We start from the raw sequence: 19,881 nt of genomic DNA, 5'->3' as shown, positions 1-19,881 counted from the left end.
CGCGGCCTCACAGGGGGATGTTGCCGTGCTTCTTGGGCGGCAGCGATTCGCGCTTGGTGCGCAGCAGGCTCAGCGCCTTCGCGATGTGGCCGCGGGTGTGCGCGGGCACGATCACCGAGTCGACGTAACCGCGTTCAGCCGCCGCGTACGGGTTGAGCAGCGTGTCCTCGTACTCCTGGATCAGATCGGCGCGCAGCGCGTCGACGTCCTTGCCCTCCGCGGCCGCGTTGGCCAGCGTCTTGCGGTGCACGATGTTCGCCGCGCCCTGCGCGCCCATCACCGCGACCTGCGCGGTGGGCCAGGCCAGGTTGATGTCCGCGCCGAGGTGCTTGGAGCCCATCACGTCGTACGCGCCGCCGTAGGCCTTGCGCGTGATCACCGTGATCAGCGGGACGGTCGCTTCCGCGTACGCGTAGATCAGCTTCGCGCCGCGCCGGATGATGCCGTTCCACTCCTGGTCGGTGCCGGGAAGAAAGCCCGGAACGTCCACAAAGGTCAGCACCGGGATGTTGAACGCGTCGCAGGTCCGCACGAACCGGGCGGCCTTCTCCGACGCGTCGATGTCGAGGCAGCCGGCGAACTGGGTCGGCTGGTTCGCCACGACGCCGACGCTCTGCCCGTCGACCCGGCCGAACCCGACCAGGATGTTGGGCGCGAACAGCTCGTGCACCTCGAGGAATTCGCCGTCGTCGAGCACGCGGGTGACGACCTCGTGCATGTCGTACGGCGTGTTCGGCGAGTCCGGGATGAGCGTGTCGAGCTCGCGGTCGGTGTCGGTGACGTTCTCGAAGAACCCGGCCGGCGGCTGGTTCGCGTCGAACTCCGGCGGCTCGGACAGGTTGTTCTGCGGCAGGTAGGAGAGCAGTTCCTTGACGTAGGCGATGGCGTCCTCGTCGTCGGAACCGAGGTAGTGCGCGACGCCCGACTTCGTGTTGTGCGTGCGCCCGCCGCCGAGTTCCTCGAAGGTGACGTCCTCGCCGGTCACCGTCTTCACGACGTCCGGCCCGGTGATGAACATCTGCGACGTCTCGTCCACCATCACGACGAAGTCGGTGAGCGCGGGGGAGTAGACGTGCCCGCCCGCGTTCGCGCCCATGATCAGCGAGATCTGCGGGATCACGCCGGACGCCATGGTATTGCGGCGGAAAATCTCGCCGTACAGGCCGAGCGAGACGACGCCCTCCTGGATCCGCGCGCCGCCGCCCTCGTTGATGCCGATGATCGGACGGCCGGTCTTGATCGCCAGGTCCATCACCTTGACGATCTTCTCGCCGTAGACCTCGCCGAGCGCGCCGCCGAACACGGTGACGTCCTGGCTGAACACGCACACCGGACGGCCGTCGACGGTGCCGTAACCGGTCACCACGCCGTCGCCGTACGGGCGGTTCTTCTCCAGCCCGAAGTTCGTGGAGCGGTGCCGCGCCAGCTCGTCCAGCTCGACGAACGAGCCCTCGTCGAGCAGCAGATCGATCCGCTCGCGGGCGGTTTTCTTGCCCTTGGCGTGCTGTTTCTCGATCGCGCGCGCCGAGCCGGCGTGCACGGCCTCGTCGTAGCGGCGATAGAGATCCGCGAGCTTGCCGGCCGTCGTGTGGATGTCCGGTTCTCCCTCGGGCGGCGTCCCGAGCGGCTGCGTCGCACTGCTCATGTGGCGGAGCTTAGCTACTGCGCGATTGCCGCGCGTGTGGCGTAGGACTCCCTCGCCACTGTTTCGCAAACCAGCACACGTCCGTCGAGCGTGCCGACGACGAGCCGGTCCGGAGCTCGCGCGCTCAGCGACAGCGGGACGACGGCGTGTCCGTTGACCTGCAGATGCTGCCGTCCGAGTTCGCGACCGTCGAGCGCGACGATCTCACCGGAGTTGAACGCCACGTAGACGGTGTACCCGATGGTGTCTATCGCGGTGACCTGGTGGTCGGCGGGGTAGACCCAGTGGGCTTCTCCGCCGGGGTAGGAGCGGCGGATTACGCAGGCGTTGCCGGGCAGCAGCCCGGCTCCGTCGTGGATCGCGGTGGCGTGGACGATCGAGCCGCTCGGAGGGAGGGCGGATGGCGAGCTGTCCGGTTTCGTCGGCGGTGAGCACTGCGGGGTGGTCGAAGGTCCGGACCGGTTCTACGCGTCCGTCGGTCAGCCGGACGCGTTCGACGGTCGAGGCCGATCCAGTCCAACCAGTCCAGGCGTTGAGGACGGCGGTGTTCTCCTGGAAGTCGACGCAGAGCTGGCAGCCGACACCTGAGGCGGGCACCGACCATTCCCGTTCGCCGGTGGCCGACCAGCACTCCGCGGCGACCTGCTCGAGACTGGCGAGAATCTGTCCGTCGCTCAACGCGGCGACCGCCCATATCTGCCGCCGGGTCTTTTCCGGGGCGACCGGCGCGGCGGTCGGTGCCACCGCGATGCCGTCGAACCGCAGTGAACGGGCTCGCACCGCTCGCCAGTCCGGCAAGACGATGGCGACCGCCATCGTGGAGGTGCCGAGTTCTTTCTCGTCGTCCTCGGTGGGGACCGAAATCTTCGCGTCGAGGGTGTGCCGGTCGCGCCAGCGAAGTTCGGTGACCTCGCGGCGATCCTTCAGCAAAGAGGTCGCACGGCCGGATTCGAGGTCGAGGACGGTCAGCTCGCCTTCGTAGAAATAGCCGCCGTCGTACGATCCGGAGCCGATGGCCAGGATCGGCAGTTCCGGATGGAACGCCAACGCGTTGACCGGCCAATGCGGGCTCAGCAGGTGCCCGCATTCGAACGTGTCGGCGCGGTAGACGCCGACCCGGTTCCAGGCTGTCGGCTCGGACGAACCCTCCACGCTGTGCCCGGCCCACACCGGGCGTCCCAGCGAACCCCCGACGGCCACATAGCCGGTGCGGGAATCGGTCACCCGTACCTCGCCGACTTCGGCGAACCGTCCGCCGCCGAGAACCTGCTGGACGGTCAGCACTTCGGAGTCGGTCACCAGCGAAGCCTATGCCGGGCGGCAGTTGAATTTTCGGCGTCGAGCCGACCAAAGCGGCCGCTGTCCGGCCTAGGGTGGGCAGCGTGCTGCTCGCCGACGCCTCGGTCCGTTCGCTCGGGCCTGCCGACCTGTCCGCTTGCCTCGACCTCGGCACCGATCGCGGGTGGCCGCGCGAGGAGCGGAAATGGGCGATGCTGCTGGACGTCGGCCGCGGATTCGGCATTGACACCCCGGACGGCGGCCTCGCCGCGGCAGCGGTGCTGACGCGGACCGGCCCGACCGCGTCGGTGTCGATGGTCGTCGTCGCGGAACGATTCGCGCGCCAAGGGCTTGGTCGCCGGGTGATGGCACACGCTCTCGACGAGGCCGGGGACGCCACCGTGTCCTTGCACACCACGGAAAACGCGCGTCCGCTGTACGAATCGATGGGCTTTGAGCACGACGGCGGCTGCGACGACCATCGCGGCCGGTTCACCGACGACGGCGGTCCGGCGGCGCGGCCGCTCGGTCCGGCGGACGTGGCGCGGGTGTACGAATTGGACAGTGCGGCGCAAGGCTTCGCGCGGCGGGAGTTGTTGAACCGCATGCTGTTCGAGGCCGAGCACGTCTACGTGACCGACGACGGCTACGCGCTCGGCACCGTGCAAGCCGGGGTGCTGGTGATCGGTCCGGTGGTGGCCGCGGACGAGGACCAGGCTCGCGCGCTGATCCGCGGCATCGCCCGGACCACGACCGGCGATCTCCGGCTGGCGGTGGACCACCGGTTTCCGGAGCTGTCGGCGTGGTGCGAGGCGCGCGGCCTGGCGGTGCACGGTCCGGCACCGCGGCTGGTGCTCCACGGAAAAGCGCTGCCGGGGCCTGCGGAGGTGCGGTTTTCGCCGTACAACACCGCGCTGGGGTAGGGGCTCGTGAGTGCTAAATCCGGTTAGAACCGGCATGAACACTCACGAGCTGTACCGCCCCCGCACCGCCGCCTTCCGCTCTTCGCTCCACGGCTCCAGTTCCACCCCGAAGGACGCCGCGAACAGCGCGTTCAGTTGCTCGTGCCGTGCGGTCAGCAAGTCCGGCCGCAGGTCGCTCAGCTCCGCCGGAACGGTCTGAGTCAGCTCGACCCGCACGCCGTCCAGCGGGTCCGCGGTCACTTCCCACCGCACGCGACCAGCGGGTTCGCCGTCGTGCAGCCAGGTGTAGGCCAGCACCTCCGGCGACCGCGACTCCAGCACCTGCGCGCCGGCTTCCGGCTGCGGCAACCGCTTCCAGACGTCTTCGGCCGGCGGCCAGACGAGGTCCCGGCGGAACCGGATCGTGCCGTCGTCCAGGACTTCGCCGTCCTCCAGGCCGAATTCCTCGATGTAGTGCACCATCCGCGCGTGCCAGTCGGCCGGCGGCTCCGGCGTGCGGCCGTCCAAGGCGGCTTCGAGGGAATCGAGGCAGGCGACCCAGCCGGTGACGTGCCGTCCCGCGCCGAGCCGGGCGATGTCCGGTTCGCCGCGGTTGAAGACGTGCGTGAAGACGAGCTTGCTGCCCGTTCCGTCCGCGGACACCTCGATCCGGATCAGGTCCGAGTTCCAGGTGAACTCGAAAACCTCCGGCGGCCGGTAGCCGACGATCTCGCCTGCGCTGACGTCCCCGGTTTCGGTGAAGGTGAAGGTGATCTTCCCGCCGGGCGCCGGGGATTCCGGCAGTGTCACGGCGGCCGGGAACCAGTGCGCCAGTTCGTCCGGCGAGGTGACCGCGTGCCACACCTTCTCCGGCGGATGGGCCAGGGTCCGTTCGAGGCGCACGCTCGGTCGTCCGTCAGGGGTGGTCCGCAGGATTGCCATGCTCGTATATAACCACTGAGGTATATACGGGTCAAGCCGTCAGGTGTGCCGCGTACCCGGTCTGACCTGGGGCGACTTCGGGGTGCAGGACGAGCCGCCGGTCGTAATCGCCGCCGTCCTGGGTGCGCAACGGCAGCGGATCGGTCGTTTCCAGCGAGTGCAAACGCTTGCGCAGCTGCTCGACGACGCAGTCGAACTTCTCCGGCGTCATCCGGTTCGTGCCGGTCACCTTGAGCGGCGGCAGGACGGTCATGCCGGTGTAGAAGAGCGTGCCGTGCTGGACGTTGAACAACAGATCGTCCAGCGAACCGTGCGCGCCGCGCGGGCCGAGGCTGTCCTCGTGCGCCCCCGCGGTGACGATGACCATCGCGCGTTTCCCGGCCAGGACGCCGTTGCCGTAGCGGAGGGTGTGACCGGTTTCGTCGCGGTAGTCGTAGCCGTAGCCCTGCACGAAAACGCGGTCGAACCAGCCTTTCAGGATGGCTGGGGTGTCCGCCCACCAGAGCGGGAATTGGACGACGACCGTATCGGCCCAGTCGAGTTTTCCGTGCTCGGTCCGGACGTCCTCGGGCACGGTCGCGATCTCGTCGACGATCGGGTTCCAGCGCATCGCGTAGAGGTCGGATACGCGCACGTCGTGGCCGAGATCGCGCAGCGTCGCGACGCCCTCGTCGCGGAGCGCGCCGTTGAGCGAAGCCGGGTCGGGATGGGCGTAGATCCACAAGACGTTCATGAGGCCAGGGTGCAACCGGCGAAACGGCCAAAACAGTGGCCCGATGGCCACCTTGTGCAAGAATCGGGCCATGGCGGTTTTTCGGCATCCGGAGCGGCACAAGGTCGCGGTGCTCGTGCGGCACGGCATGCTCGTGATGGAGCTGGGCATCGTCCACCGGCTCTTCGGCCAGGCCAGATCCGCTGCCGGGGAGCGGTTGTACGAGGTCGTCACCTGCACGCCGGAACCCGGCGACATCCGCACCGATTCGGACTTCACCATCCCGATCGCGCAAGGTCCGGAGGCGGTGGCCGAGGCCGACACGGTGATCGTGCCCGCGTCGTCGCTCGAATACGAGCCCGGCGGACATCAGCTGACCGCGCCCCTCAAGCACGCGATGGACCTCGTGCGTCCGGGCACCCGGATCGCTTCGATCTGCACCGGCGCGTACGTGCTCGCCGCGATGGGCCTGCTCGACGGCCGCCGCGCGACCACGCACTGGCGTTCGGCCTGCGAATTTCAGCTGGAGTATCCGCGCGTGCAGCTCGACCCGGACGTGCTCTACACCGAGGACGGGAACGTCCTCACCTCGGCGGGCGTCGCGTCCGGCATCGACCTCTGCCTGCACATGATCCGGCGCGACTTCGGCGCGGCGGTCGCCAACGAGGTCGCTCGCGGCACGGTCGTTTCCCCGCATCGCGAGGGCGGACAGGCCCAGTTCATCCGCCGTCCGGTGCCGGAGCCGAGGTCGTCGTCCACCTCGGCGGCGCGAGCGTGGGCCTTGGAGCATCTCGACCAGCCGATCACGCTGCGCGACCTCGCGGTGCGCGAGTCGATGAGCACCCGGACGTTCACCCGGCGGTTCCGCGACGAGGTCGGGATGTCGGCGCTGCAGTGGCTGACCCAGCAGCGAGTGGAGCGCGCGCGGCAGTTGCTGGAGGAAACGGAGCTGCCGGTCGACCGGGTCGCCGCGGCGTGCGGTTTCGGGACGGCGGCGTCGCTGCGGCAGCACCTGCAGGCCGCGCTCGGGGTGTCGCCGAGCGCCTACCGGACGACCTTCCGGCGCCCGGCCTGAACTCGGCGGTCCGTGGCAGCGCTGTTCGCGGCTGCCACGGACCGACCCCCAGCGAGACTCATCCTGGCGAGTGGACTGGGGTGTTCGGTACCCCGGCGACCGGGTCTTACAGAATCTGACACGCGTCAGGAGACGACCGTCACCAGCACATACACCGGACGCCGGGTCGAGAAGAGCTCCGCGCCGGCCGCGTCGACCATCTTCCAGCCGATCCAGCAGCGCCCCGGCGCGGGCGAGGCGGTCAGCGGGACGCTCACCATCACGTGGTCGCCCGGCGGGGTGTCGCCGATCAGCACCCGGTCCGGGGTACGGCACGAACCGGGGCTGGCCGGCAGGTCCATCCGCTGCAGGTACCGCTGATGCCAGGGCACCGAACCGGTGTTCTGCAGCTCCCACACCTTCTGGACGGTCTCGCCGACGTGGAGCACGGTGCCGTCGGGCACGGTCACGTCGCCGATGAACTTGGAGTTGTCGCCGGGGATGCGCGCGCCGACGTCGACCAGGCCGCCGCTCTTCAGCTTCGGCACCACGATCGCGGCGACCCCGGCGAGCAGCACGACGACGGACGCGACCGCGGCCAGCGCGTACTTGCGGCGTCGCCGGGGCTTCTCCGGGGCGGCCGGTTCCGAGGTGATCAGCGCCGGTTCGGCCGCGGTGGCCTCGACGGTCTTGACTATGGCGACCTCGGCCGGTTCGGGCTCCGGCGGCACGCCCTTCAGCTCTTCCCAGCGTCGCCGCCACTGCTGTTCGTCCGCGTCGCAGGCCCGGACGAACTCGCGCGTGGTGTCCCACGACGGGAACCGGGTGCCGCGGACCGCCTCGTGCAGCGTGGTGTGCGAGATCCGCCCGGAGCGGTCGGCCATCTTGCGGAACGACGGATTCCCGGCCCGCGCGCGCAGCGCGGCCAGTTCCGCGGAGAGCACCTCGGCGGCAGATTGCCCGTCGCCCATCGCTCTCCCTGGTTGTCAGATCCGCTGGTCGGACAAGTCTGACATTCCAGTTCGGCACAGCTGGGCGCACCCCGGTCGCGGCCCCGGCGAGGCGGCCGCGACCGGCGCGCGTCACTGCCAGGCGTCGGTGATCGGCGTCTTGCTCGCCGCGTTGCCGAGGCCGGGGAGACCGTTGGCGGCCTCGATGGTGCGCAGCACGGTGTAGTGGTTGATCGTTTCGGAGTAGTCGCCTTGCTTCACGTGCGCGCCGGTGAACGACGTGTAGATCTGGTTCGTCGAGGTGCCTTCGTCCTCGTCGAACGTCACGATCAGCAGGCTGTTGTGCGTCTTGGCCCACTGTGCGTAGCCGTCGAGGTTGTTCTTCAGCCAGGTGTCGCCGGTGGCGACCGGGCAGTCGTGCATGTCGTTGCACATGTTCGGCGTCACGAACGCGACGCTGGGCAGCTGCGAGTAGTCCGTCGGGAACCGGGAGTAACGCAGGTTGCTCGACGCGGGCACGTCCGAGAAGTCGACCCAGCTGTTGTGCTTGCGCCGGTACTCGCCGGACGAGCAGCCGGTGTACCCGTCCGACGGCATGGACTCCGAGTAGCCGGTGAAGGTCTTCCCGGCGCCGATGAGCTGGGAGCCGAGATTGGCCACGGCGCCGAGATTCTGCGGGCAGGTGTCGTCGGTGACGCCTTGGGTGCCGCCGGAGAACAGTGCGACGTAGTTCGGCTGGCTCGGGTGGGTGAGCGCGTGGGAGTCGGTGAAGTTCGCGCCCTGCGCGGCGAGCGAGGTGAAGTAGGGCGCGGTGGTCGAGTCGATCGACGTCGCCGACTCGTTTTCGAACATGACGAGCACGATGTGGTCGAAGGTCGGTACGGACGCCGCTGCTGAGGCGGGCTGGGCGGCGGCCGCCGCACCGAGAATCGCCGTCGCGACGGCGGCCACGATCCGCTTGCGGAACACAGGTCCTCCAAGATCGGTCGGGAAATGCGCTCAGGTGGGAGCGGCATAGACCGTGCCACGGAGGAGGTGTCCCGGAGAGCGGCCGGTGGGTGAATAACTGGCGACCACTCGTCCGGGGCACGACTTTCGGCGGGTCAGCGGGCGAGCAGGTCCCGCAGGGATTTCGTAACACTGCCAGGGGAAGCCTCGGCCATGAAATGTCCACTGTGCACGGTTTCGTGCACAAGGTCCGGTGCCCACGCGCGCCACAGCGCCACCGCGTCGTAGCCCAGCGCGACGCCCCAGTCCTGCTGCACCACGGTGGTCGGCATCTTCAGCTGGTTGCCCGCGTCGCGGTCGGCGCGGTCGTGCTCGACGTCGATGCCCGCGGAGGCGCGGTAGTCGGCGACGATCGACGGGATCGCGTTCCGGCTCGCTTCGAGGTAGCGAGCGCGGATGTCGGCCGGGATGGCTTCCGGGTCGGCGCCCCACTGGTCGAGGAAGTAGCTGAAGAACGCGTCCGGCGCGCCGCTGATCAGCTGCTCGGGCAGGCCGGGCGGCTGCGCCATCAGGTAGAGGTGGAAGGCGACGGACGCGCTGACGCCGTGCAGCACGTCCCACATGTCCAGGGTCGGCAGCACGTCGAGGATGGCCAGGTGGGACACGTGGTCCGGGTGGTCGAGGCCGGCGCGGATGGCGACGAGCGCGCCGCGGTCGTGCCCGGCGAGCGCGAACTTCTCGTGTCCGAAGGCGCGGGCGAGGGCGACGACGTCGGCGGCCATGGTGCGCTTCGAGTAGGTCTCGCCGTCGTCGGCGGGCTTGTCGCTGTCGCCGTAACCGCGCAGATCAGGGCACAGGACGGTGTGGTCGGCGGCGAGGTCGGCGGCGACGTGCCGCCACATCAGGTGGGTTTGCGGGAAGCCGTGCAGCAGGACGACGGGCGAGCCGGAGCCCGCGACCGCCACGTTGAGGGACACGCCGTCGGCGACGGGGACCCGCTGGTAGTCGAAGTTCATGCGACCCAGCGTGCGCCGGGCCGATCAGCAACCGATCAGCAACGAGCGAGCTGATTACAGTACGGAACTGATGACCATCTCGTTCTCCGTGCTGGGCCCGCTGGCGGCCTGCGACGCGCGCGGGCCGGTGGCGTTGCCCGGGCCGCGGCATCGTGCGGTGCTCGCGCGTCTGCTCGTCGCCCGCGGGCAGGTGGTCTCGACGGACGCGCTGGTCGACGCGTTGTGGACCGAGCCTCGGGCGGGGGCGGTCGGTGCGGTGCAGACCTTCATCGGCGCGTTGCGGCGTTCTCTCGAACCGGACCGTCCGCCGCGAACCCCCGCGAAGCTGCTGGTCACGGCTGGCCCGGGGTACGCGCTGCGTGCCGAACCGGAGCAGGTCGACGCGTGGCGCTTCGAGGCGTTGCTCCGGGGGAGGCCGTCGGTCGCGCAGCTCGACGAGGCGCTCGGCTGGTGGCGGGGCGAACCGTACGCGGAGTTCGCCGACGAGCCGTGGGCACGCGCGGAACGGGCCCGGCTCGACGAACTGCGGCTGCTCGCGCTGGAACGGCGGGCGGCCGGCTTGCTGGATCTCGGTCGCGCCGCCGAAGCCGTGCCGGATCTGGAGTCCCTTGTGGACGCTCATCCGCTGCGCGAGGAAGCGTGGCGGTTGCTGGCGCTCGCGTTGTACCGGGCCGGCCGTCAGGGAGACGCGCTCGCCGCGTTGCGCCGGGCGCGGGCCGGGCTGGCGGCGGAGCTGGGCGTCGATCCTGGCCCGGCGTTGCGGCAGGTGGAGCAGGACATCCTCGCGCAGGCTCCGCGGTTGGCCCCGTCCGTTCCGGGCCGGTTGGCCGGGCGGGAACCCGAGCTGGCGCGGCTCGCCGAGGTCGCGGCGGAAGTGGCTGACCGCAAGCGATTCCGGCTCGTGCTGGTGTCCGGCGAGGCGGGCGCGGGCAAGACGGCGCTGGTCGAGGAATTCGCCGCGCGGCTGGGCTGGACCACGGCGTGGGGGGTGAATCCGGACGGTGCCGGGGTGCCGCCCGCCTGGCCGTGGACGCGGATTCTCGCCGCACTGGGAGAAACGGTTCCGCCGCGGACCACGGGTGGCGACCCGGCGGTGGCGCGCTTCGAATGGCACCAGGCGATGACCGCGCGGATCGCGGAGGTCGCCAGCCGGGGTCCGCTGCTGCTCGTGCTTGACGATTTGCAGTGGGCGGGCGAGGAAACTCTGGCGCTGCTGACATCGATGACCGCGGCTCCGGTGCTGCTGGTCGCGACGTACCGGACGACCGAAGTCTCCGCCGAACTGACCGCGGCGTTGGGCAGGCTCGCGCGCGCCGACCCGGTTCGGCTGTATCTGGGCGGGCTTTCGGTCGAGGCGGTGGCCGAGCTGGTCGGTCCCGAGTCCGCCGCGGTGATTCACCGGCGGTCCGGCGGGAATCCGTTCTTCGTCAAGGAACTCGCCCGCGCGCTGGATGCCGAAGGCGACCTGCCGGACGGGGTGCGCGACGTCGTCCGGAACCGGATCGCCGCGTTGCCCGACCACGTGCGCGCGGTGCTCGGGAAGGCCGCGGTGATCGGCGCGGACGTCGATCTCGGTCTGCTCGGTGACGTCCTGGACGAACTGGAAACCGCGGTGCGGGCAGGGTTTCTGGTCGAAAGCGGACCCCGGGCGTTCCGGTTCGCGCACGCGCTCGTCCGCGACGCGGTGTACGACGACCTTTCGCTGGCTCGGCGTGCGCAGCTCCACCGTGAGGTGGGCGAGGCGTTGGCGAGCCGCCGGCCGTCCGAGATTTCGTTGCTGGCCCACCATTTCCTGCTCGCCGGCGACGACCGCGGTACTGCCTATGCGCAAGCGGCGGCAGAACGCGCTGAGCGAGATTTCGCGCCGCACGAAGCACTTCGGCTCTGGAAAGCCGCGCTGGCGCAAGGCCCGCGTACCGTGGAATTGCTGATGGGCCTAGCCCGGACGTCCGCGTTCACCGGATCCTTGGCCGCCGCGCGCCGCTACCGTGCCGAGGCGTTGGACCTCGCCGGCGATGATTCCGCGTTGACCATCAGGGTATTGACCGCGTTCGACGTGCCGGGAATCTGGACCGAAAACGACGACCCGGCGCTAGCCCGCCGCATCGCCGACGCCGCCGAACGCGCGCCCACAACCGATCCGCTCGTCCGCGCCCGGCTGCTGGCGACCATCGCGCTGGAACTGCGCAACGAAGGCGGGCAACGCGCTCACGACGCGGCTGTCGAAGCGGAGAAACTGGCGCGTGCCGCCGGAGATCCGGCCCTGCTCGCATTGGCATTGAACGCCCGGTGGACGCAGACCTTCACTCGCGCCGGTCTGGCTCCGGAACGCGCGCGGATCGGCGAGGAACTGGTCGAACTGGCTGCCCGGCACCGGTTGGTGACGTTCGAGGTGCTCGGCCACCTGGTGCTGATGCAAGCCCAGTCAGCGCTCGCCGACTTCACCGCCGCCGACACGCACGCGACCGCGGCGGATCGGCTGGGGGAGCAGTATGACCTTCCGCTCGTCAGCGTGTTCACCGACTGGTACCGCGCGCTCCGCCTGGCCGTCACCGGCCCGGTCGGCGCCGCGGAAGCCGCCTACCGCGGCGCCGCGGCCCGGTTGCCCGGCAGCGGGATGTCCGGAGTGGACCGGGGCCTGCTGCCGCTCGCCCGGCATTGCCTTTACGCGCAGCACGGCCTTGAGTCCACAGTGGACTTGACGCTCCCGCCGGACCGCCCGGACCTGTTCCTGGAACTGCGCGCGTGCCTCATCGCCGAAACCGGAGACGCGCGCGAGTTGTATGCGCGCCTGGCCCCCGCGGAGAACGAGCTGGCCGGTGCCGGTTCCGGAATGGTGACCCTCGGCCCCGTCGCCTATTACCTGGGCGAATTGGCGGTCCGGCTGGGATTGCCGGCCGACGCGCACTATCGCAAAGCCGCCGAAGTAGCCCGCCGAGCCGGTGCCGCGCATTGGGTCAGTCGACTACGTACCATTTGCCGCCGCGCTTCTCCATAACCGCGTCGCCGAGGTCGCTGTCGGTGAACTTGACCGAAGCCTTCACCGCACGCGCCGGGATCTCGACCCGCTTGGCTCCTTCCTTGATCTTGGAACGGTCGACCGTGGCGGTTTGCAGAGCCTTCTTCTGCGCGGGGGAGATCAGCTGGAACGCCATCGGCATCGTCTTCTCGCACGGTCCCATGCCCTCGTCCTCCGCCTTCTTGGCGGCCGGACCGGCGATTTCGCACACCGTCGCGAGGTCTTCCCGGCCCGCGGCGTGCATGAAGGCTTCGTACCGCTCGACCGCGTCGCCGCCGGTCGCCTCCGCCGCGGCTGACGACGACGGCACTGCGGAGGTCGACGGAGCGGGCGGCGCGGCCGAGGACGACGTGGGCGAGGACGACGTGGGCACGGCCGAGGACGTGGCGGCTGGAGCAGCGGTGCCGCCGCTTTCGCCGGAGCAACTGCTGATCAGGAGGGCAGCGCCCACGGCGAGAACGGAGACGATGCGAGCGGACATGGCGTGCCTTTCCCGTCAGGAAGAATGCTTCGGAGCATAAGCGACAGACGGGCATGGCGTGCGGAAACGGAAATTTTGGCGACGGCTTTCCGGCGAATCCGGTTCGGTCAGTTCGCCGGACGGCCCGCCCCGGCGTAGTCGTCGCCAGGCCGGTGGAAGGTGTGGATCTGGATCGCCTGTCCCTCGGTCGGCGCGTTGATCATCAGCCCGTTCCCCAGGTACAGCCCCACGTGGTGGATGTACGCCGGGCTGCCGTAGAAAACGAGGTCGCCCAGCTGCGGTTCCTGCCCGCCCGGCACCGGCGGCACCGCGCGGAACTGGCTGTCCGCCGTGCGCGGCAGCGAAACCCCGGCACTGTCGTAGGACGCCTTGGTGAGGCCCGAGCAGTCGAATCCGGCCGCGCCCGCGTCGGGGCCGTTGCCGCCCCACACGTACGGCAGGCCGAGTTGGCCGAGGGCGAATCGCGTGGCGTGCACCGACGGCGAGTTCGCCTTCGCCGGGTCCAGGGAAAGCGTCGCGTACAGCTGGGCGTAGCCGAGCACTCGCTGCCGGAACAGCTCCATGCCGCTGCCGTTCTCGTATCCGGCCACGGCCTTCCACCAGCCATTGCCCGCGGACAGGTCGACGCCGCTCGCGCACAGCGCGCGACCCGCGGCGACGGACGCGGCCGACGGGTCGGACAGCGCCGGGTTCGCGATGCCCGGGATCTGTGCGCCGTACTTCTTCCACTGCTGCGTCGAAAGCCCCATCGGCTCGCCGTCGCCGCGGCCGTGGTTGTTGCCGGCGACGCCGAGGCCGGCCAGGGTGACCCACGACAGGTGGCAGTCCGGGCGCTCCTTGCGCATGGTCAGCTCGCCGTTGGCGTACCCGAGCAGCGCGGGGGCCGGGATGTCCAGCGGGCCGGCGAGCGAATCCGCCCACTTCTGCAGCGGGGCCGGGCCGCCGCCTCCGCCTGCCGCGCCCTGCGCCGGTTCCTGCGCTTGGACCGGCGCGCTCGCCTGCAGCACCGACGGACCGCTCACGGTCTGGGCGGGCGTCGGCGCGGTCAGCGCGGCCGGCGCCGGAACGGGAGCGGGCTGGTCGCGTCCGGCGACCAGCCAACCCGCGGTGGCGAGGCCGGCGACCAGCGGCAACGCCACGAGCCCGCGATACAGCGCGCCGCGAGCCCAGGTGGGCTTCGGCGGCGCGGCGGCGGTGGGGTTCTCCGGCGGCACGGCGTCCAATCTAGAAGAGCGCACCTCTAGGTAACGAGCGAACGGCTTGCACGTTAGGGGGACTCTCATATTGTGAGCACATGGCTGAACTCGACGCGGCGCGGCTGCGGGACGGACTCGGCGGCCGCTACGCCCGCCTCGACGTCGTGGAGACGACCGGTTCCACCAACGCTGACCTGCGGGAAGCCCTCCTCGCGGGAGCGGCGGACCGGACCGTTTTGCTCGCCGAACACCAGACCGCCGGAGTGGGCCGCCGGGCTCGCTCGTGGAGTTCCCCGAAGGGGGCCGGGCTGTACCTGAGCATCGCGCTGCGCCCGGCGGGCGTGCCGTTCTCCGCGCTCGGCTCACTGTCCGTGGTCGCTGGGCTCGCGGTGCACGCACTCGCCACCGACCTGGGGGTCGACGTTGCCCTCAAATGGCCCAACGACGTGCTCGCCGGCCCCGACCGGGCCAAGTGCGCGGGCATCCTCGCCGAGGCCGTCGGCAGCGGCGACGTGGCCGTGGTGCTGGGCATCGGGCTGAACGTTCTTCCGCTCGGCGACGACGTCCCGGCCGGTCCGGGCGGCCTGCCCGCGACCTCGCTCGCCGAGCAGGGCGCGACGAGCACCGACCGCACCGAGATCGCGCTCGGCCTGCTGACGAGGTTCGACGACCTCGAACGCCGCTGGCGGACCGCGGGCGGGGACCTCACCGAAGCCGGGTTGCTCGGCGACTACCGCGCGCGGTGCGCGACGCTCGGACAGGACGTGAACGTGCAGTTGCCGGACGGGTCGACGCTCACCGGCCGCGCCGCGGACCTCGACGCGTCCGGCCAGTTGCAGGTCGACGTGCCCGACGGGCGGCGGCTGACGGTTTTCGCCGGTGATGTGGTGCACGTCCGCCCTGCTTGACCGGAACGGGCGCGCCCGCGCGAGGCCCGCGCCGGTACGGTGGATCCACCACATCGGCACACATTCGCAGGGGAGCGCCCGCCGTGGCCTATCCGGACGATTTGCTCAGCCAGAACGAACGCGTGGTGGTGCACAGCCACCCGCATTTCAAGATGCTGATCTTCCCGTTCCTGGCGTTCGTGATCACCGTCGGGGCGGCGGTGTGGCTGCTCGTGGTCGCCAAGGACTTCGCCGGGCCGTGGAACGACATCACGATGATCGCGGTCGCCGTGGTGGCGCTGATCTTCGTGGTGTGGCTGTTCCTCACGCCGCTGGTCCGCTGGCGCACGACGCATTTCATCGTGACCACCGACCGGCTGATCGCGCGCGAGGGCGTGCTCAAGCGCACCGGCATCGACATCCCGCTCTCGCGGATCAACAGCGTGCAGTTCGAGCACGGCCTGCTCGACCGGATCTTCGGCTGCGGCACGCTCATCATCGAGTCGGCCTCGGACGAGCCGCTGCGCTTCGATGACATTCCCCACGTCGAGCACGTGCACACGGTCATTTACCGCGAAGTCAACGACAATCCCTACGACGACTACCACGGCGCGCCCGGACCGCAGGACACCGAACCTCTGCCCCCGCGCGGCCGGGAACCGCGCGGAAGGAGACGCTGACGTGGGTGCTCGAGAGGTCGGCCTGCCGGAACGGGTCCCCGCGGCCGGATTGCCGCCGCGGGTCGAGATCTGGGAGGTCGGGGCGCGCGACGGGCTGCAGAACGAAAGCTCGGTCGTGCCGGTCGAGGTCAAGCTCGAGTTCCTGGACCGGCTCGCCGGCGCCGGGCTGACCACCCTCGAGGCGACCAGCTTCGTGCACCCGAAGTGGGTGCCGCAGCTCGCCGACGCCGAGCAGCTGCTCGCCGGGCTCGACCGGCACGACGGCGTCCGCTACCCGGTGCTGGTGCCGAACGACCGCGGCCTCAACCGCGCGCTCGACGCGGGCGTCGACCACATCGCGATCTTCGCCAGCGCCACCGAGACCTTCGCCCAGCGCAACCTGAACTCGACCTTCGACGACCAGTTCGGCATGTTCGAGCCGGTGGTCACGCGGGCCCGCAAGGAGGGTCTCGAGGTTCGCGGCTACCTGTCGATGTGCTTCGGCGACCCGTGGGAGGGCGTCGTCGACGTCGACCAGGTCGTGCGGGCGGGCAAGCGGCTGCTCGACTTCGGCTGCTCGCAGCTCTCGCTCGGCGACACCATCGGCGTCGCGACCACGAACCAGGTCACCCGGCTGATCGAGGCGTTCGGCGACACGTCGGCGCTCGCCGTGCACTTCCACGACACCTACGGCCAGGCCCTGGCCAACACCGAGGCCGCGCTCCGCGCCGGGGTGTCCACTGTGGACTCGTCGGCCGGCGGTCTCGGCGGCTGCCCGTACGCCGAGTCGGCGACCGGCAACCTGGCGACCGAGGACCTGGTCTGGCTGCTGGAAGGGCTGGGCGTGGAGCACGGCGTCGATCTCGGCAAGCTCGTGGAGACCAGCGTGTGGATGGCCGGCCAGCTGGGCCGTCCGTCGCCGTCGCGGGTCGTGAACGCGCTTGCCGGATAGCGCCGTCGAGTTCGCTCCGCTCAGCGCGGAGACGTGGCCGTTGTTCGAGCGGCTCTTCGGCCCCGGCGGAGTGCAGGGCGGCTGCTGGTGTTCGTTCTTCCGGCTCAGCGGACCCGACTACAAGGCCGCCGGGCGCGAAGGCCGCAAGGAGCACGTCCGAGCCGAGGCACAAGCCGGGAAACCTTTGGGGCTCTTGGGCATTGTCGACGGTGAACCGCTGGGCTGGGTGGCCGTGTCACCGCGGAAGGACAATCCGCGGCTGACTCGGTCACGCGTGATGGCGTCGGACGAACCGGGTGCGGTCTGGTCGGTGACCTGCTTCTACATCCACCGCCGCGGCCGTCGGCGCAGGCTGGCGACGGCGTTGCTGCGGGCCGCGGTGGACTACGCCGCCGAGCAGGGTGCGGAAAGCGTCGAGGGCTACCCCGTGTCGGACGCGACGCGCTCTGCTGCGGACCTTTACCACGGTACGACCGGTATGTTCACCGGCGCGGGGTTCGAGGTGGTCGAGAACCGCGGTCCGGCCCGCGCGTTGGTGCGGCGGTGCGTCCCCGTCGCCCGATAAGGTGGGTTCCCCGCCCGCCCGGAACCTTCCGCGGCGGGCGAGCGTCCGACCCGGTGCCGGCACGACCGAGAAGAGGGTGCCAGTGTCCGACCAGCCCGAACCGGCAGACACCGACGTCGCTACCGGCCCGGTGCGAGTGCCCGCCCAGTACGGCGGGCTGCTCGAACGCGGCTTTGACGAGGTGCCCACGCCGCCGTCGGGCACCGGCGTGCTGCCCGCGCAAAGCCGTCCGCCGGTCGGTTCTCCGCGCACCGACCGGGAAAGCGTGCTGGCGCTGTTCGCGGTGCACATGTTCCCGCTCGGGCACTTGCCGGTGGCCGCGGACCGTCCGGAGCGACAACTGCCGCTGCCCGCGGACGGGGTGGCCCGGCGGCCGTTGTTCGACCATCCGGAATCGGCGTTGCTCGACGACACCGCGGTGCTCGGATACGTCAAGCAGGGCTTCCGCCGTTCGCCCGCGCCACCGGTGGATCCGGAGCCGCCCGAGGCGGTCGTCGACGGTTACGTGCCGCCGGAGGGTCCCGAATGGGAGCGCCGGTTCGTGGTTGGCGCCGAGTACGTGTGGCCGCCCGCGGAGGGCTGCGTCGAAGAGCCGAACCCGGTGGTACTCCCGGAAAACACGCTGCTGGACCGCTTCGGCACCGACCACGGCCGCGTGTTCGCGCCGGACGGCACGCCGTTCGCGGAACGCGCGTTGCCGCCCGCCGCGCTGCGTTCCGGCTACCGCCGGTACCGCGTGCTGAAGCCGATGCCGGTGTGGCAGGCCACGTCGGCGGAGTGGTTCGACGGACCGGGCGGCGGAATCCGCTACCGTGCGGTGCTCTCCGCGGACGAACTGGTCACGCTGGGATTCCTGGTTGACGTCACGCGGGAGGCACGATGAACACCCAGTCGATCCGGAAGTGGCTGGGCGTCATCGGAGTGCCCGAGGAAGTCGTGTCGATCGGCCGGGAAGCGGACAACACGTGGTGCCTGCTGCCGACGTCCGACGGCGGCTGGGAAGTGTTCTGGCGCGAGCAGGGCAACCGCTACGACTGGGCCGCGTTCACCTCCGAACAGGTCGCCTGCCACTACCTCTTCGGCAGGCTGACCTGGTCACAGGTGGCGCGCGGCGCGGTCGGCGTGCTGCCCGGCGCTCATTGACGGCGCAGTACGGCCAGCACTTCGTCGTGCAGCAGGCCGTTCGTGGACAGCGCTGAGCCGCCCTCGTACGTCTCCGCACCGGAAAGATCGGTGAACCGGCCGCCCGCCTCGGTGACGATCACCTGCGCGGCGGCGACGTCCCACGGGTTCACGACGCATTCGGCCGCGACGTCCATCGCACCCTCGGCGACGAGGCAGTGGCTCCAGAAATCGCCGAACGCGCGGGACTCCCAGCACGCCTCGGTGAGCGCGAGGTACTTCTCGCGGGAGTGGTACTCGGTCCAGCTGTTCAAGTCCGTCGTGGACAGATAGGCGTCGCCGAGCGTCGCCACCTTCGACACCGACAGGCGCCGTTCGCCCGCCGCGTCGCGCAGGTGCGCGCCCTCGCCGCGGGCCGCCCACCAGCGCCGGCCGAGCAGCGGCGCGCTGATCATGCCGGCCACCGGCGTGCCGTCCTCGACCAGCGCGATCAGCGTCGCCCACACCGGGAGGCCGCGGAGGAAGTTCTTGGTTCCGTCGATCGGGTCGATCACCCATGCCCGGCCCTCGCTGCCCGCGGAGCCGCCGCGTTCCTCGCCGGCGACCGTGTCGCCAGGCCGTTCCGCGGCGAGGATTTCGCGGATCGCGTCCTCGACGGCGGTGTCGGCGTCGGTCACCGGAGTGCGGTCCGGTTTCGCGGACACCGCGAGGTCGAGCGCGCGGAAACGGGCAGTGGTCAGCGCGTCGGCGGCGTCCGCCAGCCGGGTGGCGAGAGCGAGGTCATCCGAGTAGGCAGGCACGGTCACGATGGTTTCACGCCCGTTCGCCGTAAGGTTGGCCAGGTGAGCATGGTCCTACTTGCCGAAGACGATCCGGCCATCGCCGAGCCGCTGTCGCGCGCGCTGCACCGGGAGGGGTACGAGATCGAGGTCGTCACCGACGGCCCGGCGGTGCTGGCCGCGACCGCCGCGCACCGGGTCGACCTGCTCGTGCTCGACCTCGGGCTGCCCGGGATGGACGGGCTGGAGGTGTGCCGCAGACTGCGCGCGAGCGGCACCGAACTGCCGGTGCTGATGCTCACGGCGCGCACCGACGAGGTCGACTTCGTGGTCGGCCTCGACGCGGGAGCGGACGATTACGTGGCCAAGCCGTTCCGGCTCGCCGAACTGCTCGCCCGGATCCGCGCGCTGCTGCGCCGCCGGGTGCCGGAGGTGCTGGAAGCCGGCGGCGTCCGGATGGACCTCGGCGCGCGACTGGTCACTGTGGACTCGCACGAGGTGCAGCTGGCGAACAAGGAGTTCGAACTGCTGCGCGTGCTGATGAGCCGGGCCGGCCAGGTCGTCAGCCGCGACGAGATCCTCGCCGAGGTGTGGAACGACCTCGAGTCCAAGACGTCGAAGACGCTCGACATGCACATGTCCTGGCTGCGCCGCAAACTCGCGGTCGCCGCCGACGAGGCGGCGGGCAGGCAGGCGAAACCGGCGCACTCCGACGCCGAACGGCGCATCGCGACCGTGCGCGGCGTCGGGTTCCGGTTCAATGTCGAGTAGCCG

Annotated in this window: 21 protein-coding genes; 10 read left to right on the top strand and 11 right to left on the bottom strand. The window is 70.5% G+C overall.

All coding sequences use genetic code 11. The features are described from left to right. Positions 1-7 precede the first annotated feature (7 nt). The 3 genes from L942_RS27655 to L942_RS27645 are packed head-to-tail and all read right to left on the bottom strand — an operon-like array spanning position 8 to position 2,944. Positions 8-1,645 (bottom strand): acyl-CoA carboxylase subunit beta, encoded by a 1,638-nt coding sequence (locus L942_RS27655; protein WP_037365980.1) that lies wholly within the window; start codon positions 1,643-1,645, stop codon positions 8-10. Between the two features lie 14 nt (positions 1,646-1,659). Then, a complete protein-coding gene (locus L942_RS27650; RefSeq protein ID WP_037365978.1) occupies positions 1,660-1,869 on the bottom strand; it encodes a hypothetical protein in 210 nt (69 codons plus the stop codon). Next, complete coding sequence (locus L942_RS27645) at positions 1,850-2,944, bottom strand: hypothetical protein (RefSeq protein ID WP_051166288.1); 1,095 nt, start codon at positions 2,942-2,944, stop codon at positions 1,850-1,852. Before L942_RS27645 ends, L942_RS27650 begins: the two co-directional genes overlap by 20 nt. Positions 2,945-3,027: 83 nt before the next feature. Between L942_RS27645 and L942_RS27640 the strand changes: the two genes are divergently transcribed. After that, positions 3,028-3,846, top strand: a complete 819-nt coding sequence (locus L942_RS27640; RefSeq protein ID WP_235079435.1) for a GNAT family N-acetyltransferase — start codon at positions 3,028-3,030, stop codon at positions 3,844-3,846. A 42-nt stretch (positions 3,847-3,888) separates the two neighbouring features. Here the strand turns inward: L942_RS27640 and L942_RS27635 are convergent, their stop codons facing one another. After that, complete coding sequence (locus tag L942_RS27635; RefSeq protein WP_037365971.1) at positions 3,889-4,767, bottom strand: SRPBCC family protein; 879 nt, start codon at positions 4,765-4,767, stop codon at positions 3,889-3,891. A 31-nt stretch (positions 4,768-4,798) separates the two neighbouring features. After that, positions 4,799-5,500 (bottom strand): NAD(P)H-dependent oxidoreductase, encoded by a 702-nt coding sequence (locus L942_RS27630; RefSeq protein WP_037365969.1) that lies wholly within the window; start codon positions 5,498-5,500, stop codon positions 4,799-4,801. Positions 5,501-5,570: 70 nt separating this feature from the next. On the opposite strand from L942_RS27630, the gene L942_RS27625 reads away from it, so the two are divergent. Beyond that, entirely contained in the window at positions 5,571-6,554 is a 984-nt protein-coding gene (locus L942_RS27625; RefSeq protein ID WP_106965052.1) for a GlxA family transcriptional regulator, read from the top strand. A gap of 125 nt (positions 6,555-6,679) precedes the next feature. On the opposite strand, the gene L942_RS27620 is transcribed toward L942_RS27625, so the two are convergent. The 3 genes from L942_RS27620 to L942_RS27610 form a co-directional block, all read right to left on the bottom strand. Then, complete coding sequence (locus L942_RS27620; RefSeq protein WP_051166287.1) at positions 6,680-7,504, bottom strand: NBR1-Ig-like domain-containing protein; 825 nt, start codon at positions 7,502-7,504, stop codon at positions 6,680-6,682. A 111-nt stretch (positions 7,505-7,615) separates the two neighbouring features. Next, positions 7,616-8,452, bottom strand: a complete 837-nt coding sequence (locus L942_RS27615; protein ID WP_037365964.1) for an alkaline phosphatase family protein — start codon at positions 8,450-8,452, stop codon at positions 7,616-7,618. Between the two features lie 134 nt (positions 8,453-8,586). Next, positions 8,587-9,447, bottom strand: a complete 861-nt coding sequence (locus tag L942_RS27610; protein ID WP_037365961.1) for an alpha/beta fold hydrolase — start codon at positions 9,445-9,447, stop codon at positions 8,587-8,589. A gap of 70 nt (positions 9,448-9,517) precedes the next feature. On the opposite strand from L942_RS27610, the gene L942_RS27605 reads away from it, so the two are divergent. After that, complete coding sequence (locus L942_RS27605) at positions 9,518-12,445, top strand: BTAD domain-containing putative transcriptional regulator (RefSeq protein ID WP_051166286.1); 2,928 nt, start codon at positions 9,518-9,520, stop codon at positions 12,443-12,445. On the opposite strand, the gene L942_RS27600 is transcribed toward L942_RS27605, so the two are convergent. Both L942_RS27600 and L942_RS27595 read right to left on the bottom strand, forming a co-directional pair. After that, positions 12,405-12,947, bottom strand: a complete 543-nt coding sequence (locus L942_RS27600; protein ID WP_037365959.1) for a hypothetical protein — start codon at positions 12,945-12,947, stop codon at positions 12,405-12,407. The genes L942_RS27605 and L942_RS27600 overlap by 41 nt on opposite strands. A gap of 107 nt (positions 12,948-13,054) precedes the next feature. Beyond that, entirely contained in the window at positions 13,055-14,161 is a 1,107-nt protein-coding gene (locus L942_RS27595; RefSeq protein WP_037366080.1) for a C40 family peptidase, read from the bottom strand. Positions 14,162-14,241: 80 nt separating this feature from the next. Here L942_RS27595 and L942_RS27590 point away from each other — a divergent pair, with 80 nt between their 5' ends. From L942_RS27590 to L942_RS27565, 6 genes are all read left to right on the top strand, one after another. Continuing rightward, complete coding sequence (locus L942_RS27590) at positions 14,242-15,051, top strand: biotin--[acetyl-CoA-carboxylase] ligase (protein WP_037365957.1); 810 nt, start codon at positions 14,242-14,244, stop codon at positions 15,049-15,051. 83 nt (positions 15,052-15,134) lie between these two features. Next, positions 15,135-15,710 carry a PH domain-containing protein gene (locus L942_RS27585; protein ID WP_037365955.1) on the top strand — a complete coding sequence of 192 codons (576 nt, stop codon included), beginning with the start codon at positions 15,135-15,137 and terminating at the stop codon, positions 15,708-15,710. 1 nt (position 15,711) lies between these two features. Beyond that, positions 15,712-16,641: a hydroxymethylglutaryl-CoA lyase gene (locus tag L942_RS27580; RefSeq protein WP_037365951.1), complete on the top strand. Its 930-nt coding sequence runs from the start codon at positions 15,712-15,714 to the stop codon at positions 16,639-16,641. Continuing rightward, complete coding sequence (locus L942_RS27575) at positions 16,631-17,206, top strand: GNAT family N-acetyltransferase (RefSeq protein ID WP_037365948.1); 576 nt, start codon at positions 16,631-16,633, stop codon at positions 17,204-17,206. Before L942_RS27580 ends, L942_RS27575 begins: the two co-directional genes overlap by 11 nt. Before the next feature lie 82 nt (positions 17,207-17,288). Then, positions 17,289-18,089 (top strand): TNT domain-containing protein, encoded by an 801-nt coding sequence (locus L942_RS27570; RefSeq protein WP_235079434.1) that lies wholly within the window; start codon positions 17,289-17,291, stop codon positions 18,087-18,089. Beyond that, complete coding sequence (locus tag L942_RS27565) at positions 18,086-18,349, top strand: hypothetical protein (RefSeq protein ID WP_037365942.1); 264 nt, start codon at positions 18,086-18,088, stop codon at positions 18,347-18,349. The genes L942_RS27570 and L942_RS27565 overlap by 4 nt, the downstream gene beginning before the upstream one ends. Here L942_RS27565 and hisN read toward each other — a convergent pair. Further along, positions 18,343-19,134 (bottom strand): histidinol-phosphatase, encoded by a 792-nt coding sequence (gene hisN, locus L942_RS27560; protein ID WP_037365941.1) that lies wholly within the window; start codon positions 19,132-19,134, stop codon positions 18,343-18,345. The genes L942_RS27565 and hisN overlap by 7 nt on opposite strands. Positions 19,135-19,176: 42 nt before the next feature. Between hisN and L942_RS27555 the strand changes: the two genes are divergently transcribed. Next, a complete protein-coding gene (locus L942_RS27555; protein WP_009072764.1) occupies positions 19,177-19,878 on the top strand; it encodes a response regulator transcription factor in 702 nt (233 codons plus the stop codon). Positions 19,879-19,881: the final 3 nt, after the last annotated feature.

Source organism: Amycolatopsis orientalis DSM 43388, from assembly GCF_000411975.1.
GTDB lineage: Bacteria > Actinomycetota > Actinomycetes > Mycobacteriales > Pseudonocardiaceae > Amycolatopsis > Amycolatopsis orientalis_D.
The sequence above is the reverse complement of the archived record's forward strand: the minus strand, read 5'-3'. Positions and strand labels throughout refer to the sequence as shown.